Here is a 15,844-nt window from a genome sequence, read left to right on the forward strand (position 1 = left end):
CAGAACCTGGTCCAGAACATCGTCAGGGATCACCGGCTTCTTGCGTCGGGCCATGATGCTTCTCCTTCCTCAGCATCACACCAAACACACGAAATTCAGGATAGGCCCTGAATTCGGCGACTGCCTCGACCTGATCGTGCGGCTGGGCATGCCCGACATGCCGACCGCCATCGTGACGCATCTGGCCTCGACGACGCGCATTCTCTGCGCCTCGCCGGGCTATCTGGCGCACCATCCTGCCCCCGCGACGCTGCAGGACCTCGCGGCGCATGATTGCTTGTGCCTGCGGCGCAGCAAGTCGATGACCCTCGTCAATCGCTGGGCATTCGGCGACGAGGAGAACCGGGAAGTGGTCACGGTGCAGCCGCGCCTGTCCTCGACGAGCTGCGAGGTCATCCATGACTGGGCGTTGTCGGGGCAGGGGATTGCCTACAAGCTGATGTGCGATGTCCATGACGATCTGAAATCCGGCAAGCTGGTGCATGTCCTGCCGGAGCTTTCGGGGGAGGGGATTGATTTCTACGCGCTGCGGCCTCACCGCCAGGGGGCGCGGGCGAATGTGGATGTGTTCCTGCGCGAATTGCGCGCATATCTGAGGCGCTGCGGCGGGTTTTCCTACCGGGCCGCGTAGGGCGAGACACGCCGAAACATCGAAGGAGGGCATCCATGCCGCAATCGAGGCTGTTCCAACCGATCGGGATTGGCGGGCTGACGCTGGCCAACCGCATCGTCATCGCCCCGATGTGCCAGTATTCGGCCGTCGAGGGCCGGATGACGGACTGGCATCTGATCCATCTGGGCAATCTGGCGCTGTCGGGTGCCGGCCTGTTGACGATCGAGGCCACGTCGGTCCTGCCTGAAGGGCGCATCACCTATGGCGATGTCGGGCTGTGGGATGACGGCACGGAAGAGGCGCTGCGCCGCGTGCTGGACAGTGTCCGGGCGTGGTCGGACATGCCGGTCGGCATCCAGCTTTCCCATGCCGGGCGCAAGGCATCGTGCGAGGTGCCGTGGAAGGGCGGGCGGCAGATCGCGCCCGATGCCGCGAACGGATGGCAGACGGTGGCGCCGTCCGCACTGGCGTTTACGCCGGATACGCATGCGCCGGCCGCCCTGGATCGCGAGGGGATGCGGCGGGTGCGCGAGGCCTTTGCGGCATCGGCGAAGCGGGCGGCGCGGCTGGGGCTGGATCTGGTGCAGCTTCACGCTGCGCATGGCTATCTGCTGCATCAGTTTCTCTCGCCGCTGTCCAACCGGCGGGACGACGAATATGGCGGCACGCTGGAAAACCGGATGCGCTTTCCGCTGGAAGTGTTCGATGCCGTGCGCCAGGCCTTTCCCGACAAGCCTGTCTCGGTCCGTGTTTCGGGCACCGACTGGGTCGAGGGGGGCTGGACGATCGACCAGACCGTGGCCTTTGCGCAGTGCCTGAAGGCGCGCGGGTGCGATGCCGTGCATGTTTCCAGCGCGGGGTTGAGCCCGTTGCAGGATATTCCGGTGGCGCCCAGCTATCAGGTTCCGCTGGCCCGTGCGGTGCGGCAGCAGGTGGATGTGCCGGTGGTGGCGGTGGGGCTGATCACCGATTTCGACCAGGCCGAGGCGATTGTCGCCACTGGGGATGCCGACATGGTCGGGCTGGCGCGGACGATCCTGTATGACCCGCGCTGGCCCTGGCATGCGGCGGCGCATCTGGTGGCGCGGGTGAAGGCGCCGGAGCAGTATCTGCGCTGCCAGCCCGCGCGCTACCGGGACCTGTTCTCGGTGTGACGACCGGTTGTGCGGCGGGATGAAAAAACGGCACCGCCATCGGGAGGATGGCGATGCCGCGGGAGGTTTCACGGCGCGAGGGTTGGGAAATCGACGGTTGGGAAACTGTCGTGACGCCGTGAGTTTCCGATCAATAATAAGAATGAATATCAATTGCAACATGAAAGGGGTGACACGCCCGGTATGGGCATGCGGCGGTGGAGAAAGGCGGGCCGTCAGGAGATGGACCTGTCGGGGGGCGGAAATCCGCAGGATTCCGGAGCCGGGATGCCCGAGCATGCCGGATATGATTGTTGCGTGACGGCCGGGGATCGGGGTTGCCGACATCGCGGCCGATGCCCACATGGCCTGTTGAACGTCATGTTCATGGAGAAGACAATGTCGAACAAGACCAAAGTCCTGGCTGCCGGCGAGGCCCATGTTCACACCTATCTCGGGACACCGACCGACCTGAAGAAAGACGCGGTCGAGGCCATTTCCGCCGGTTTGCGGACGGTTCTGGCCGATGTCTTCGCGCTCTATATCAAGACCAAGAATTTCCACTGGCATATGAGCGGCCGCCATTTCCGCGACTTCCATGTGCTGCTGGACGAGCAGAGCGACCAGATCTTCGCCATGACCGATCCGCTGGCCGAGCGCGCGCGCAAGCTGGGGGGCACGACCCTGCATTCGATCGGCGAGATCAGCCGCCTGACCAAGGTGGCGGACAATGATGCGCTCTATGTCACCCCGGAAGACATGCTGGCCGAACTGCGCGAGGACAATCTGGCGCTGACCGGCCGCCTGCGCGCGGTGCATGCGATCTGCGACGAGGGCGGCGACGTGGCGACGGCGAGCCTGCTGGAAGTCTGGATCGACGAAACCGAGCGCCGGACATGGTTCCTGTTCGAATCCACGCGCCCCGCCTTTGGCGGCAATGACTGACGGCGCGACGCGCGCATCCCTGTAGGGACGGCCAACGGTCCGCGACGGTGCCCCTGTGCGGCACCGTTGTGGGGCGGGCGTGATGTTTCCGGTGGCCGCCTTCCGGCCATCGTGATCCTGCTTCTGATGTTCTCTCCACCAGCCACTGTGTCGCAGGTCCGCGACAGGTGTTGCGCGGGCCTGTCACGAGGGCGCGAGAGGGTGGGTGCGGCCTCTTTCGCGTCGCATGGGCCTGTGGCGATCTCATGCCCGGTAGCCGGCGGTTCGCATGGCTGAACGGGAGAAGATTGCATGGCAATCGCAGGGAAGGTCGCGCTGGTCACGGGCGGGGCCCAGGGAATTGGCCGGGGCATTGCCCTGCGCCTGGCACGGGACGGCGCCGATGTGGCGCTGGTCGATCTCAAGGCCGAGGCGCTGACCTCGGTGGCGGCCGAGATCGAGGCGATCGGGCGCAAGGCCACGATCTTTGTCGCCGATGTGGGCGACCGCGAGCAGGTGCGGGCGGCGGTCGACCACGCTGCGCAGGCGCTGGGCGGCTTCGACATCATGGTCAACAATGCCGGCATCGCGCAGGTCAAGGCGCTGGCGTCGGTAACGCCGGAGGATGTGGAGCGGATTTTCCGCATCAATGTCCAGGGCGTGCTGTGGGGCATCCAGGCGGCGGCCGACCGGTTCATCGCGACCGGCCGGAAAGGCAAGATCATCAATGCATGCTCGATCGCGGGGCATGACGGGTTTGCGCTGCTGGGCGTCTATTCGGCGACGAAATTCGCCGTGCGCGGGCTGACCCAGGCGGCGGCGAAGGAATATGCCAGCAAGGGCATTACGGTGAATGCCTACTGCCCCGGCGTGGTGGGGACGGATATGTGGGTGGAGATCGACCGGCTGTTCTCCGAGATCACGGGAGCGGAGAAGGGGGCGACGTTCCGCAAATATGTCGACGGCATCGCCCTGGGCCGGGCGGAAACGCCGGAGGATGTGGCAGGGCTGGTGTCGTACCTCTCGGGCCCCGATTCCGATTACATGACCGGCCAGTCGGTCCTGATCGATGGCGGGATGGTGTATCGCTGACCGCCAGCCGCGTGGATGGGCGTGCTGTCAGCGGCGGCGCAGCCGGAAGGCCGGGGCGTGGTCGGGCCGCGTCGACAGCACCCCCACCGGCAGCACCGGCCGATGGTCGGCGAGGGTGAGGGCGAAATCCTGGAGCAGCCGCGCCAGCACCAGCACGGCCTCGGTCATGGCCAGCTGCGCCCCGATACAGACATGCGGGCCGGCGCCGAACGGCAGGAAGGTGAAGCGTGGCGGATCGGGGCGGTCCAGGAAGCGTTGGGGATCGAATTGCGCGGGGGCGTCCCACAAGGCGGGATTGCGGTGCAGCATCCAGAACGGCAGCAGCACCATCGCGTTGCCGGGCAGGGTGTGGCCGCAGAGTTCGGTCTCGCCCACCGTTTCCCGGCCGCTCATGAAGGCGGGTGGATAGAGGCGCAGCGTTTCGCGCACCACGGCGGTGGTGGCGTGCAGGGCGGGCAGGGAGGTGGCGGCGCCATCCGGCGTCAGGTCCTTGTCGCGCGCTTCCCGCGCCACTTCGTCCTGCCAGCGGGGGGATTGGGCCAGCAGCAGGCAGGCCCAGAACAGGACCGATGCCGTCGTTTCGTGCCCGGCGACGATCATGGTGGCGACTTCGTCGATCAGTTCGGAGGTGGTGCCGCCGTCCTGGTCGCCGAATGCCGCCTGCATCAGGTCGAACAGGTCACGCGGGGCCTCCGCCGGACCCGGCGTGCGGCGGGCGGCGATGATCCGGCCGATCAGTGCCACCCATTGGCGGCGGAAGCGCGCGCGCCGCCAGCCCAGCAGGGTGGGCGTGCGGGGCGGGAGCAGGAAGTCGGACGGGCGCGGGGTGCCGATGCCGGTCATGAAACGGGTGACGGAATCGCGCAGGGGCTGGTCGAATGCCCCGATGTCCAGCGAGAACATGGACACCGCAGCGACATCCAGCGCCAGGCGCCGCATGGCGGAGAACAGATCGACCGGCCGGTCGGTGTCCAGGCCGCGGCAGCCCCGTTCGGCGCAGGCGGCGATATGCCCGGCCAGCACCGGCACCGTGCGCGGCGTGAAGGCCGGGGCCATGGCGCGGCGCTGCCGCCGCCACGTATCGCCCTCGCTGACCAGCAGGCCGCGCCCGACGATGGGGCTGAGAACGCGCTGGCCGACGCGCATGCGGCGATAATGCCCGGCATCCGACGTCAGGATGGCCTGCATGGAATCAGGCCCGGCGGCCAGTACCAGCGGACGGCCGAGCGCGCGCAGGCTGACGACCGGCTCCGTCAGGCAACGGGGCGGAAAGGCCGAATAGCCGTTGCGGCGCAGCGCAGCCAGAACGCGGAGGCCCCCGGCGCCTTCCGACAGAAGAGGCGGCATCGGTGGAACGAGGGGGGAGGAGTCGAGCACGCGCGGACCTTTGCTGGACGGGCGGCCAGACTATCCAAACCGGTGTGGGCGGGAAAGCATGGAGGGTGCGCGGGAGGGGTGCGATCGCTCTCCGCGATCCAGGGGCGCATCATTGTTATCAATATTGCCGTCAATTATAATCATTGATTCAAGATCGAAATAAACTTCTGTCGTGTGTGCGCGATTGTGGTAGGGATTATAAGGCGTTCGGCAATTCCAGCCTGCCGCGTGCGCCGCCGCTTCCGGAGAGTTGATTGCGAGAGCGAAATGCGTAATAGCACGTCGGCGATACTTGGCGGCGGCTCGGTTGAGATTGCTCGTCTTTCTTCGTTGTGACGACCGATATGGGCATGCGGACACAACACTGCCGGACGAGGCGATTTTTTGACGGATTGGTATAGCGTGCGCGCCTGTCGGGAAGGCTGTTTGAAAGGGCGATCTGCCGGGCGGGTGTGCCGCCGGGGGCTGAGTGCGGCGTTGGCGGCTGGTCGCGTCGGGGCATCGGCGGGCCGGTCTTCCCGTTGGCCTGTCCTGCTGGGGACGGGCGTTTTCATGCTGGTCCTGTCGGTCCTGCGGCCTTTCGAGGCGCATGCCAATGCCTTGAACCTGCTTGTCTGGAAATGGGGAATCAGTCCCGAATTGGTGCGGGCATGGACAGCCATGACCGGCGTCGAGATCAACCAGATCGTCTTTGATAATGGAGACCGGCGGGACCTGCTGATCGCGAATGTCAATGCGCCGATCGATCTGGCCGTGATCGACAGTGCGCATGTCCAGGCATTTGGCGAGCGGGGGCTGCTGCTGGACCAGTCCGGCCTGTCGCTGCCCGAGACGGCGCGGAGCGAGGAGCGGTGGCGCGGCATGTGCGGGCGCTACGGCGTGCCCTATAGCTGGGGGAATACCGGGATCGTCTACCGCGCCGATCGTCTGAAGGAGGCCCCGCAATCCTGGGCGGATCTGCTGAAGCCGGGGCCCGCCCTGGTGGGGCATATCGCCATGACCGACGACCAGGAGGAATTGCTGGCTGCCGCCCTGAATTTCATGGGACGCCCGATGAACAGCGGCGATCCGGGAGACCTGCGGCGGGCCTTCGAACTGCTGCGCGCGCAGGCGCCCGCCGTGCTGACCTACGGGCTGCCATCGACCGCGCAGCAGCGTCGGGATGTAAGGGGCCAGATCTTTATCGGCCTGGGCGGAACGGGAGACCAGAAGACATTGAACATGGCCGGCGGGGGAAAGGAGGTCTGGCGTTTCGTGACGCCGCGCGAGGGGGCGATGGTGTGGACCGACTGCCTGGTCGTGCTGAAGCGTGCGCATAATCCGGGCCTGGCGGAACGGTTCGTCGCGTTTCTGGCGCAGCCGGACAATGGGGCGGCGAACGCCATCTTCCTGCGCCAGCCGCCGACCAACCCGCATGCGGCCGCATTGCTGCCGGGTACGATGCGCGACGACCCGCAGATCTATCCGCCGCCGGGCTATCCCATCATCTATCGCGGGCCCTTTCCGACCGACAGCCTGCCGTTGCGGCGCCGTATCCTCAGTGCCCTGCTGACGATCCATGACACTCAATAGACGCGCGTTCGCGGTCCTGTTCCCCATTGTCCTGCTGGGTCATATCCTGGCGGGCGGGGCGGCGTATCTGGGCTATCGCCATGCCCTGATCACGCAGAACATGGCCAGGCTTCAGCAGAATCTGTCACAGCTCCAGAGCGCCTATGCCGAATATGCGTCGCTGGATTCGCAATTGCTGTATGTCGTGCGCAACAGCTCCGCCTTCCTGACCTTTATCGATGAAAGCGACGCCGAATACCGGACGAGGGTTCTGGCGATCGGTGTCCAGGACAGTCTGCAATCGCTGGTTCCCAATGACGGGACGAGCGTGTCGTGCAGCGTCTTTCAGTCGGATGGCAGGCAGATCTTCTATTTCGACAACGGGTCCGACCCGTTCCAGATACTGGGGACGGGCCAGTCGGCCTTCGCGCATGCGGTGCTGAACGACGAGGTGGCCTTGCGTTCGGGACTGGTGACCGAAGGGGATGACACGACCTATCTGGTGATGGCGGCGAAGGTGCAGGCGCGCACGGGGGGCGTGGGGCTTGTGGGGCCGCAGCCGGATCAGTCGCTCGTCATGCAGGTTGCGGTGCGGCCTGGCCGTTTCGAGAAGATCCGGCGCACCATGGCCCACGAATATGGCGCGCCGGTCGAACTGAGCGGCACGCCGCAGATATCGTATCGGGAATTATCCGCCGGTACCGAGCTGGCTCCGGGCCTCTATGCGCATGAAACCCCCTCCGTCGCCTATCTGCGCGGCCCGCTGACGCGCTTCGCCGCCGTGACCGGCCTGTTTGTCATCGGTCTCAGCCTGGTGTCGGTGTGGGTGCTGATGATGCTGGTGCGCCGCTATGTCATCGCACCGGTCGAGGAACTGGACCGCCAGGTGACGGCGATCACGGAAAATCGCCGGAACGATATCGACGTGCCCGACATGGGAGAAGTCGGCCGGCTGGCGGCGAATGTGCGGATGCTGCATGGCCAGTTGACGCGATCGCTGCGCCAGATCCGGCAATTGTACGAGACGGATTCGGTGACCGGGATCGGCAACCGGATCTATTTCAACGACAAGCTGGACCAGTTCTTTCATATCAGCGTCACGACCGGCCGCCCGTTGACGATGCTGTTCATCGACCTGGACAATTTCAAGCAGGTCAATGACGTGCATGGCCACAGGACCGGAGATGCCCTGCTGGGCGCGGTGGCGAATGCCTTGACCGCCACGGTGTGCGATGCGACCGAGGGCGGTGCCGGGGCGATGGGGGTCGTGGCGCGGCTGTCGGGCGACGAGTTCAGCGCGTTGATCCTGGCCGATCCGCGTGGGGACGTGGTCACGACGCTGATCGATGCGTTTCTGTTGAAGTTTCGCGGCGGCTTCCGCGTCGATGCCGTCACCTATCCCGTGACGGCCAGCATCGGGGTGGCGGCGGTGCCGGACGACGCCGATACACCGGCGCATCTGTTATCGTGCGCGGACCATGCGATGTATCATGCCAAGGCCGCGGGCCGGAATACGGTGGCCTTCCATGCCGACCTGCCCCGCGATGGCACCGCCGTGGTGACCTTGGAGCGGAGCGTCATGCCGGAAGAGCGCGGACGAGCAATGCGGCCACCTCTTCCACAAGTTTCCGGTCCTGCGGCGTGAAGCGGTCGCGGATCGGGCTGTCGATATCCAGAACCCCGATCAGCCGGTCGCCGGCGATGAGCGGAACCACGATTTCCGAGGCCGAGGCCGCATCGCAGGCGATGTGGCCGGGAAAGGCGTGGACATCCGCCACCACGATGGTCTCGCGCCGGCTGGCCGCAGCGCCGCAGACCCCCTTGTCCAGCGGGATGCGGGTGCAGGCGACCCGGCCCTGGAACGGCCCCAGGACCAACTGGTCGTCACGCAGGAAATAGAAGCCGGCCCAGTTGATGCGGGGCAGCGCCTCGAACAGCAGGGCGGCGACATTCGCCGCATTGGCGATGAGGTCGGGCTCTCCGGCCAGGATCGCCTCGACAGTGCCGAGCAGGTCGTCGGGGGTGACGCGTTGATCGGCAGGCTGATGGGTCATGGACATGCTCCGGTCGTCGAACGTCAGCCCCTCATACTGCGAAGCGCGATGAAGTGGAATGTGGGGGTAGAAACGGTGCGCAGAGCGCGCAGAGTTCGTGGAGCGTGGAGGCGGCTGCAAAAGCTCCGATGGTGAGTGGAAGCGTGGCGCCAGCCACGCGTCTGGCGGTGGTTTTTGAGCATCGGAGCGGAGCGGCCTTGATGGCCGTGAGCACCGAAGCGCAGGAAACGCGCGTCGGATCGCCGCCAGCGCGCATTTCCAGGCAGGCTTTTAGCGGTCGGTGTGGCCTAGAGACCGTTGCGGATCTATAATGTCCCGCACGCGCTGCTTCAGTTCTTTCGGGCCGGGGAAGCCGCCGTCGCGCGTGCGTTCCCACAGCAGGCTGCCATCCAGCATGATCTCGAAGCGGCCGCCGCTGTCGTCGGGGATCAGTGCGACCTCGCCCAGCGCGGCGCCGAAGGTCGAGAGGAGTTCCTGCGCCATCCAGGCCGCGCGCAGCAGCCAGTTGCAGCGGGTGCAGTAGCGGATCGTCAGGCGCGGGTGCTGGGTGGGCATGGCGGGGGGCTTTCCCAGGGCGATGGGCGGGCCCATTCCGCCCGGCCGGTCCCGGGTGGGAACGCGGCCGGCCCCGCAAAGGATGCATGGGGGGCGGACCGGCCGCCCCTCCGATGCCGGTTGGGGTGATCAGACCGCCTTCTTGAGGTTCGGGCTGGCCTTGAAGCGGACGGTCTTGCCGGCCTTGACCTTTACCGACTCGCCGGTGCGGGGATTGAGTGCCTTGCGGGCCTTCGTCTTGTGCACGGTGAACGTGCCGAAGGAGGGGAGCGTGAACCCGCCTTCCTCGTGCAACGTGGCCACGATCGCATCGATCAGGTCGTTGGCGGCCTTGCCGGCAGCAACGCCCGTGCAGTTAAGAGAATCCTGAAGAACGGCGGCGATGAAAGCCTTGCTCATGGAGGAGCGTGTCCCAATGGTTAAAGATGTCGGGACGGTAGCAGCGGGACCGGAAAAATGTCTAATCCCATCGTAACGACATGTGCCTGAAACATCGCCTTTTGAAGCGTGTGTGGACGAAAAGCTGCTTGCGGCAGCTCTTCGCCCTGTAAAACCGGTGCTTACTGGGCGGTATAGCCGCCATCGATGACCAGTTCGCTGCCGGTCATGAATTTCGATTCGTCGGAGGCGAGGTAGAGGATGCCGTAGGCGATGTCGTCGGCTTCGCCCAGATGCCCCACGGGATGCAGCGCCTCCAGCCGTTTGCGGGCGGCGAGCTGGTCGGCGGTTTCGCCGGTCAGGCCCTGGACCATCGGGGTCCAGATATAGCCGGGATGGACCGAGTTGACGCGGACCCGGTAGCCGGAGCGGGCGCAATGCAAGGCCGCCGATTTGGTGAACAGGCGCACGCCGCCCTTGCTGGCATTGTAGGCGGCCAGGGTCGGATCGCCGATCAGCCCCTCGATCGAGGACAGGTTGATGATCGACCCGCCATGGTCCTTCATCGCGGCGACGGCGGCCTTCGTGCCCAGGAAGACGCCGTCGAGATTGATCGACTGCACGCGGCGCCAGTCGTTCAGGCTGGTGCTTTCCACCGTGCCGGAATAGGCGATGCCGGCATTGTTGACCAGGATATCCAGCCGCCCGAAGCGCGCCAGGACAGCGGCGATGGCCAGCGTCCACTCATCTTCGCGGCTGACATCCAGCGGGACGAACAGGGCCTCGCCCCCGGCCGCCTCGATTTCGGCCACGACGGCGTGGCCTTCATCTTCCTTCAGGTCGGCGACGGCGACCTTTGCGCCCTCGCGGGCCAGCATCAGGGCGGCCGCCTTGCCGATGCCGAGTGATGCGCCCGTGACGATCGCGACTTTGCCGGAAACACGTGCCATGACGGCGCTCCATGATCAGAAAGGGGGTGCAGTATGATGAGAGCGCCTGCTCGGATTCCATGATCTGGATCAAGGATGGGGGCCGGCTTGCGGCTCCACCGACGGTCGATCGGCAAAGTAAATATAATCTTCATAATTCGGTCGGCGGATTGACTGTAGGTTCGCGCGCGTGTCCCTGCCATTCCGGCCGTGGGCGGCGTGCGTCCATCAAATTGGGAAACGGGCGCCAGATAGAGCGAAAGGGTGGCCTGTGCGATCGCTTGGTATCAAAGGGTCGTTGAGTATCGTTCTGTTTTTTATCGCCCTTTCCTGTGTGTTCTCCGGGCTGTTTTCGATAGGGGGCCTGACCTATGTGAATGGCCGGGTCGAGGCGATTACCAACAAGTCGCTTGCGAGCATCAAGGCGCTTTCGACCCTGCGCACCGAGATCCAGAATTTCCGGGGCATCGAAATCACGCAGCTTACCGCGTCGTCGCAGGATGATTTCACGAAGCTCTCGGGCGAGAGCGACGTGGCCTCGGACAAGATCGCCCACGCCATCGACCAGTATGTTCCGTTCATCACGACGGATCGCGAGCAGGCGCTGTTCCATAACATTCAGGAGCAATGGTACCAGTACAAGGACCTGCACGACGAGACGTTCAAGACCTGGTCGGTTGCCCAGGACCATGCCCACGCCGTCGCGACGGCCGGCCAGGATCTGGTCGAGGCGGAGGAAACGGTTTCGGAGACCCTGACCTCGTTCCTCGATGGCAGCATCAAGGATGCGGCGTCGTATGGTGTTCAGTCGGAGGCTGTCTACAGGACGACGATCCGCCGGGTCTATGCGGCTTATTCCGTGCTGTTCGTCGTGATGCTGGCGGCGGTTCTTGTGGTTCTGTACAAGATTCTACGGCCGCTTCAGTGGATCAATACTTCCATCACCAGGCTGGCGGGCGGGGAGACGGACCTGGTCTTTCCGATGGACAGGACGGACGAGATCGGTGCGATTTCCCGTTCGCTTGAGGTCTTTCGTGTCGCCGCCATTGCGAAGCAGGAGCTGGAGCGGGATGCCGAGGGCCAGCGCCGACGCGTGGAGGCCGAGCGTGTCGCCATTCAGGAGCAGGCCGAGGCCGAGGCCCGGGAATGGCTGCTGCGGGCCACCAGCGCGCTGGCGGATGGGCTGAAGCGGATGGCGGGCGGCGATCTTTCCTTCCAGATCACGACCCCGTTCTCGGCGGAATTCGAATCCCTGCGCGGTGATTTCAACCAGTCCCTGGCCCAGCTTGGCGCGGCCTTCGGCCAGATGTCGGGCGCCGTCCGCGTGATCCGCGACGGGACCCATGAACTGGCGGCCGGGGCGGAGAATCTGGCGCGCCGGACCGAACGTCAGGCCGCGGCGCTGGAGCAGACGAACGCGGCGGTGTCGGGGATTGTCCGGAGCGTGGCGGATACGGCGGAGCGGTCGGACAATGCCCACCGGATCGGTGTACGGGCGCGCGAGTCGGCGGCGACCTCGCGCACCGTCACGCTGGAAACGGAGGAGGCGATGAGCCGGATCGAACGGGGATCGGAGAGGATCGCCGCGATCGTGGACATGATCGACAATGTAGCCTTCCAGACCAATATCCTGGCGCTGAATGCCAGTGTCGAGGCCGCCAGGGCCGGGGAGGCGGGCAGGGGCTTCACCGTGGTGGCCAGCGAAGTGCGCCTGCTCGCGCAGAAATGCGCCGACGCCGCCCGGGATGTGCGGAGCGTGATCCGCGCGACTGCCGCCGACGTGAAGGATGGCTCGAGCCGGGTCAGGGATTGCAGCGGGGCGCTGCGGACGATTTCCGATTTTATCGGCGAGATGGGGGAGCATCTGGATGCCATCGCCGTGGCGGCGAAGGAGCAATCGTCCAGCCTGTCGGAGATCAATGCCGCCGTGGGTTCGCTGGATCAGACGACGCAGCAGAACACGAATGTTGCCGAGAGATTCAGCGAAACATCCCGGCGGCTGGCCACTGAGGGGCGGCGGCTCAACGGTCTGGTTGAAACATTCCGTCTGCCGGAGGCGCGCGGCTCCGGACCGGCTGTCGCGGTACGGAAAACCACGGTGGAACCGGCGCTGCTGTCAGGGTGAGGGGACGCCGCGACGGCTGAACCTGATATCCGGCCGTGGAAAACGCATGACTGATCGCGGCCATCGCGCCTTTCCGGTCAGGCTCCGCCAAGGGCAGCCTGTCGGGAAAGGCGTGCGGGAGCGGGAGCCGTCAGGTATCCAGTTCGCTGTCCCAGTATAGATAATCCCGCCAGCTCTCATGCAGGTAATTCGGCGGGAAGGAGCGTCCGTTTTCCTGCAATTCCCAGGTGGAAGGCTGGGCGGGCGTGCGGCGCGGATACATGTGGAGTTCATACGGCATCCGCGAGCCCTTCATCAGATTGCAGGGGCTACAGGCGGTGACGACGTTTTCCCACGTGGTGCGGCCGCCCTTGCAGCGGGGAATGACGTGGTCGAACGTCAGATCGTGGGTCGGCAGGCGGTCCAGGCAATATTGACAGGAGAAATTGTCGCGCAGGAAGACGTTGAAGCGGGTGAAGGCGGGTCGGCGGGCGGTCGGGATATAATCCTTCAGCGCGATGACGCTGGGTAATCGGAGTGACCGGCTGGGGGAGCGGACTTCCTCGTCATATTCGCTGAGGACCGAGACCCGGTCGAGGAACACCGCCTTGATGGCATCCTGCCATGACCAGAGCGAGAGCGGAAAATAGGAAAGCGGCCTGAAATCAGCGTTCAGGACCAAGGCCGGATAATGTGGACTGCCAGCAAGCAAGGGGCGCATCCTTTCGCGATGCCGCCACACCATCATCGGGCGTCGTTACTCAAAATCCGAACGCCGAATGATATGCGCCGTTGAGAACCTTCAATCTATATCGCAAATATTCCTCGTTTCCGCAAGGGAGGCGGGGGCATTCGTGCCGGTCCGGCGACGGGGCGGCGGGTGAGGGAGCGTTGCGGTATGACGGCATCCTGCTGTTTTCAGGGTGGAAATCCGAATGGGGGGCGGGGTTGGGTGACGCGTTTTGCGCCCAGTCCGACCGGTTTTCTGCATCTGGGGCATGCTGCCGCAGCATTTGCGGCGTGGAAGGGGGCCGGCGAGTCGGGCGGGCGGTTCCTGTTGCGGATCGAGGATATCGATCCCGGCCGCTGCCGGGTGGGATATGAAGAGGCGATCCTTGAGGATCTTGCCTGGTTGGGCATCGTGCCGGATGGGCCTGTCCGCCGGCAGTCCGACCATATGGCGGATTATCGCGCCGTGCTGGACGGGCTGGCGGGGCGTGGGCTGCTCTATCCCTGTTTCTGCACCCGTGCCGATATAAAGCGCGAAGCGGCCGAGGCCGCGCATGCCCCCCATCAGGCCCCCGACGGCACGCTGGCTTATGGCGGCGCCTGCCGTGGCCTGTCGGCGGCGGAACGGGCGGAGCGCATCGCCCGGGGCGTGTCGCATGTGCTGCGGCTGGACATGGCGCGCGCGACGCGGGAGGCGGGCGGCGATGTCATGAGCTGGCATGAATGGGAGGATGGGGGCGGGCGGCGGGTGCTGTCGGCGCCGGTCGCGCCGTTTGGCGATGTGGTGCTGGCGCGCAAGGATTGCCCGGCCTCGTATCATCTCTGCGTCACTCATGACGACGCGTTGCAGGGGGTCAGCCTGGTGACGCGGGGCGAGGATCTGCGCCCCGCGACGGCGGTGCATCGCCTGTTGCAGGTGCTGATGGGCTGGCCCGCGCCGGATTATCTGCACCATCCCCTGCTGCTGGATGAAGATGGCCGGCGGCTGGCCAAGCGCGACCGGGCGCAGACCCTGCGCGCGCTGCGCGAGGCGGGATGGAGCCCGCAGGCCGTGCGCGACGCGGCGACGGGAAAAGCGCCCCTGCCGGCCTGATCTGCTGCGATGGGCGGTTTCCTCGGCCCGCGCTTCGCATTACGGTATGCGCCCGCATCGGCCCGCCCGCGGTGCCGGTGTGTTCCCCCGTTACTGTGGACTTGGTGTCATGGATCTTATCGCCGCCCGTCTGAACAAGGTCAGCCCCAGCCAGACCATCGCCATTTCGACCAAGGCGCGTGCCTTGAAGGCGGCTGGACAGGATATTATCAGCCTGTCGGCCGGCGAGCCCGATTTCGACACCCCGCAGAACATCAAGGACGCGGCGATCCGCGCGATCGCGGAGGGTCAGACCAAATATACCGACGTGGCCGGCACGCTGGCGCTGCGCCAGGCCGTGGCCGAGCGGTTTCGCATCGATTCCGGGCTGGACTACACGGCCGACGAGATCATCGTCTCGACCGGCGGCAAGCAGGTGATCTACAACGCCATGGTCGCGACCCTGAATCCGGGGGACGAGGCGATCATCCCCGCGCCGTGCTGGGTGTCGTACCCCGACATCGTGGCGCTCGCCGACGGCGTGCCGGTGATCGTGCCGTGCCCGGCGGAGACCGGCTTCAAGCTGCGGGCCGAGGATCTGGAGGCCGCGATCACGCCCCGGACCAAGTGGTTCTTCCTCAACTCGCCCTGCAACCCGACGGGCGCGGCCTATTCCGCCGAGGATCTGCGGCCGATCTGCGACGTGCTGCTGCGGCATCCGGATGTGTGGATCTTCACCGACGATATCTATGACAAGCTGGTCTATGAGGGTTTCGTGCCCGCGACCATCGTGCAGGTGGAACCGAAGCTGCGCGAGCGGACGGTGACGATGAACGGCGTGTCGAAGGCCTATGCCATGACCGGCTGGCGCATCGGCTTTTCGGGCGCGCCGGGCGTGCTGACCAAGGCGATGAACAAGCTGCAGAGCCAGTCGACCTCGGGCACCTGCTCGATCAGCCAGGCGGCGGCGCTGGAGGCCCTGTCGGGGCCGCAGGAGTTCATCGGCGAGATGGTGGCTGCCTATCAGGACCGGCGCGACCTGGTGGTGGGGATGCTCAACCAGGCCAAGGGGCTGAGCTGCCATCGGCCGGAGGGGGCGTTTTATGTCTTCCCGTCGATCGAAGCCTGTCTGGGCAAGGTGAGTGCCGGCGGGCGCACCATCGGCAACGACGAGGATTTCGTCACCGCGCTGCTGGAGGAAGAGGGCGTGGCGGCGGTGCATGGCGCGGCGTTCATGTTCGCCGGCCATTTCCGCATTTCCTATGCCACGGACACGGAAAGCCTGCGCGAGGCCTGTGCCCGCATCCAGCGCTTCTGCGCCGGCCTGCGCTGA

General features: G+C 65.6%; 15 protein-coding genes. 9 read left to right on the forward strand and 6 right to left on the reverse strand.

Annotated elements, in window-relative coordinates; translation table 11 throughout:
- From HLH29_RS16065 to HLH29_RS16080, 4 genes are all read left to right on the forward strand, one after another.
- The coding region (locus HLH29_RS16065; protein ID WP_220791552.1) for a substrate binding domain-containing protein at positions 1–631 on the forward strand (631 nt) is incomplete at its 5' end.
- A gap of 35 nt (positions 632–666) precedes the next feature.
- The gene (locus tag HLH29_RS16070) at positions 667–1,767 is read left to right on the forward strand and encodes an NADH:flavin oxidoreductase/NADH oxidase (protein ID WP_182968396.1); all 1,101 of its coding nucleotides are present in this window, start codon (positions 667–669) and stop codon (positions 1,765–1,767) included.
- A 378-nt stretch (positions 1,768–2,145) separates the two neighbouring features.
- Complete coding sequence (locus HLH29_RS16075; protein ID WP_182968397.1) at positions 2,146–2,691, forward strand: Dps family protein; 546 nt, start codon at positions 2,146–2,148, stop codon at positions 2,689–2,691.
- A gap of 291 nt (positions 2,692–2,982) precedes the next feature.
- Positions 2,983–3,762, forward strand: coding sequence for an acetoin reductase (locus tag HLH29_RS16080; RefSeq protein ID WP_182968398.1), 780 nt, complete (start codon positions 2,983–2,985; stop codon positions 3,760–3,762).
- A gap of 27 nt (positions 3,763–3,789) precedes the next feature.
- Here the strand turns inward: HLH29_RS16080 and HLH29_RS16085 are convergent, their stop codons facing one another.
- A complete protein-coding gene (locus HLH29_RS16085; RefSeq protein WP_182968399.1) occupies positions 3,790–5,139 on the reverse strand; it encodes a cytochrome P450 in 1,350 nt (449 codons plus the stop codon).
- 426 nt (positions 5,140–5,565) lie between these two features.
- Between HLH29_RS16085 and HLH29_RS16090 the strand changes: the two genes are divergently transcribed.
- Together HLH29_RS16090 and HLH29_RS16095 are read left to right on the forward strand one after the other, a co-directional pair.
- Positions 5,566–6,711, forward strand: coding sequence for a polyamine ABC transporter substrate-binding protein (locus HLH29_RS16090; protein ID WP_246374329.1), 1,146 nt, complete (start codon positions 5,566–5,568; stop codon positions 6,709–6,711).
- A complete protein-coding gene (locus tag HLH29_RS16095; RefSeq protein ID WP_182968400.1) occupies positions 6,698–8,335 on the forward strand; it encodes a GGDEF domain-containing protein in 1,638 nt (545 codons plus the stop codon). The genes HLH29_RS16090 and HLH29_RS16095 overlap by 14 nt, the downstream gene beginning before the upstream one ends.
- Here the strand turns inward: HLH29_RS16095 and HLH29_RS16100 are convergent.
- The 4 genes from HLH29_RS16100 to HLH29_RS16115 form a co-directional block, all read right to left on the reverse strand.
- The gene (locus HLH29_RS16100; RefSeq protein WP_182968401.1) at positions 8,268–8,744 is read right to left on the reverse strand and encodes a GAF domain-containing protein; all 477 of its coding nucleotides are present in this window, start codon (positions 8,742–8,744) and stop codon (positions 8,268–8,270) included. The genes HLH29_RS16095 and HLH29_RS16100 overlap by 68 nt on opposite strands.
- Positions 8,745–9,014: 270 nt before the next feature.
- Positions 9,015–9,335, reverse strand: a complete 321-nt coding sequence (locus tag HLH29_RS16105; protein WP_246374330.1) for a SelT/SelW/SelH family protein — start codon at positions 9,333–9,335, stop codon at positions 9,015–9,017.
- A 93-nt stretch (positions 9,336–9,428) separates the two neighbouring features.
- Complete coding sequence (locus tag HLH29_RS16110; RefSeq protein WP_182968402.1) at positions 9,429–9,698, reverse strand: HU family DNA-binding protein; 270 nt, start codon at positions 9,696–9,698, stop codon at positions 9,429–9,431.
- A 161-nt stretch (positions 9,699–9,859) separates the two neighbouring features.
- The gene (locus tag HLH29_RS16115) at positions 9,860–10,627 is read right to left on the reverse strand and encodes a glucose 1-dehydrogenase (protein ID WP_182968403.1); all 768 of its coding nucleotides are present in this window, start codon (positions 10,625–10,627) and stop codon (positions 9,860–9,862) included.
- 250 nt (positions 10,628–10,877) lie between these two features.
- On the opposite strand from HLH29_RS16115, the gene HLH29_RS16120 reads away from it, so the two are divergent.
- On the forward strand, positions 10,878–12,731 hold the full coding sequence (locus HLH29_RS16120) for a methyl-accepting chemotaxis protein (protein WP_182968404.1): 1,854 nt from the start codon (positions 10,878–10,880) through the stop codon (positions 12,729–12,731).
- Between the two features lie 130 nt (positions 12,732–12,861).
- Here the strand turns inward: HLH29_RS16120 and HLH29_RS16125 are convergent, their stop codons facing one another.
- Positions 12,862–13,431 (reverse strand): HNH endonuclease, encoded by a 570-nt coding sequence (locus tag HLH29_RS16125; protein WP_182968405.1) that lies wholly within the window; start codon positions 13,429–13,431, stop codon positions 12,862–12,864.
- A 177-nt stretch (positions 13,432–13,608) separates the two neighbouring features.
- Here HLH29_RS16125 and gluQRS point away from each other — a divergent pair, with 177 nt between their 5' ends.
- Both gluQRS and HLH29_RS16135 read left to right on the forward strand, forming a co-directional pair.
- Positions 13,609–14,532, forward strand: a complete 924-nt coding sequence (gene gluQRS / locus HLH29_RS16130; RefSeq protein WP_182968406.1) for a tRNA glutamyl-Q(34) synthetase GluQRS — start codon at positions 13,609–13,611, stop codon at positions 14,530–14,532.
- Positions 14,533–14,641: 109 nt separating this feature from the next.
- A complete protein-coding gene (locus tag HLH29_RS16135; RefSeq protein ID WP_182968407.1) occupies positions 14,642–15,844 on the forward strand; it encodes a pyridoxal phosphate-dependent aminotransferase in 1,203 nt (400 codons plus the stop codon).

The sequence above is a fragment of the Gluconacetobacter tumulicola genome, assembly GCF_014174215.1.
Lineage (GTDB): Bacteria > Pseudomonadota > Alphaproteobacteria > Acetobacterales > Acetobacteraceae > Gluconacetobacter > Gluconacetobacter tumulicola.

Coding starts and splice junctions, on each gene's coding strand:
- HLH29_RS16070 (WP_182968396.1), top strand. CDS start 667: ATGCCGCAATCGAGGCTGTTCCAACCGATCGGGATTGGCGGGCTGACG.
- HLH29_RS16075 (WP_182968397.1), top strand. CDS start 2,146: ATGTCGAACAAGACCAAAGTCCTGGCTGCCGGCGAGGCCCATGTTCAC.
- HLH29_RS16080 (WP_182968398.1), top strand. CDS start 2,983: ATGGCAATCGCAGGGAAGGTCGCGCTGGTCACGGGCGGGGCCCAGGGA.
- HLH29_RS16095 (WP_182968400.1), top strand. CDS start 6,698: ATGACACTCAATAGACGCGCGTTCGCGGTCCTGTTCCCCATTGTCCTG.
- HLH29_RS16100 (WP_182968401.1), bottom strand. CDS start 8,744: ATGACCCATCAGCCTGCCGATCAACGCGTCACCCCCGACGACCTGCTC.
- HLH29_RS16105 (WP_246374330.1), bottom strand. CDS start 9,335: ATGGGCCCGCCCATCGCCCTGGGAAAGCCCCCCGCCATGCCCACCCAG.
- HLH29_RS16110 (WP_182968402.1), bottom strand. CDS start 9,698: ATGAGCAAGGCTTTCATCGCCGCCGTTCTTCAGGATTCTCTTAACTGC.
- HLH29_RS16115 (WP_182968403.1), bottom strand. CDS start 10,627: ATGGCACGTGTTTCCGGCAAAGTCGCGATCGTCACGGGCGCATCACTC.
- HLH29_RS16125 (WP_182968405.1), bottom strand. CDS start 13,431: ATGCGCCCCTTGCTTGCTGGCAGTCCACATTATCCGGCCTTGGTCCTG.
- gluQRS (WP_182968406.1), top strand. CDS start 13,609: ATGACGGCATCCTGCTGTTTTCAGGGTGGAAATCCGAATGGGGGGCGG.
- HLH29_RS16135 (WP_182968407.1), top strand. CDS start 14,642: ATGGATCTTATCGCCGCCCGTCTGAACAAGGTCAGCCCCAGCCAGACC.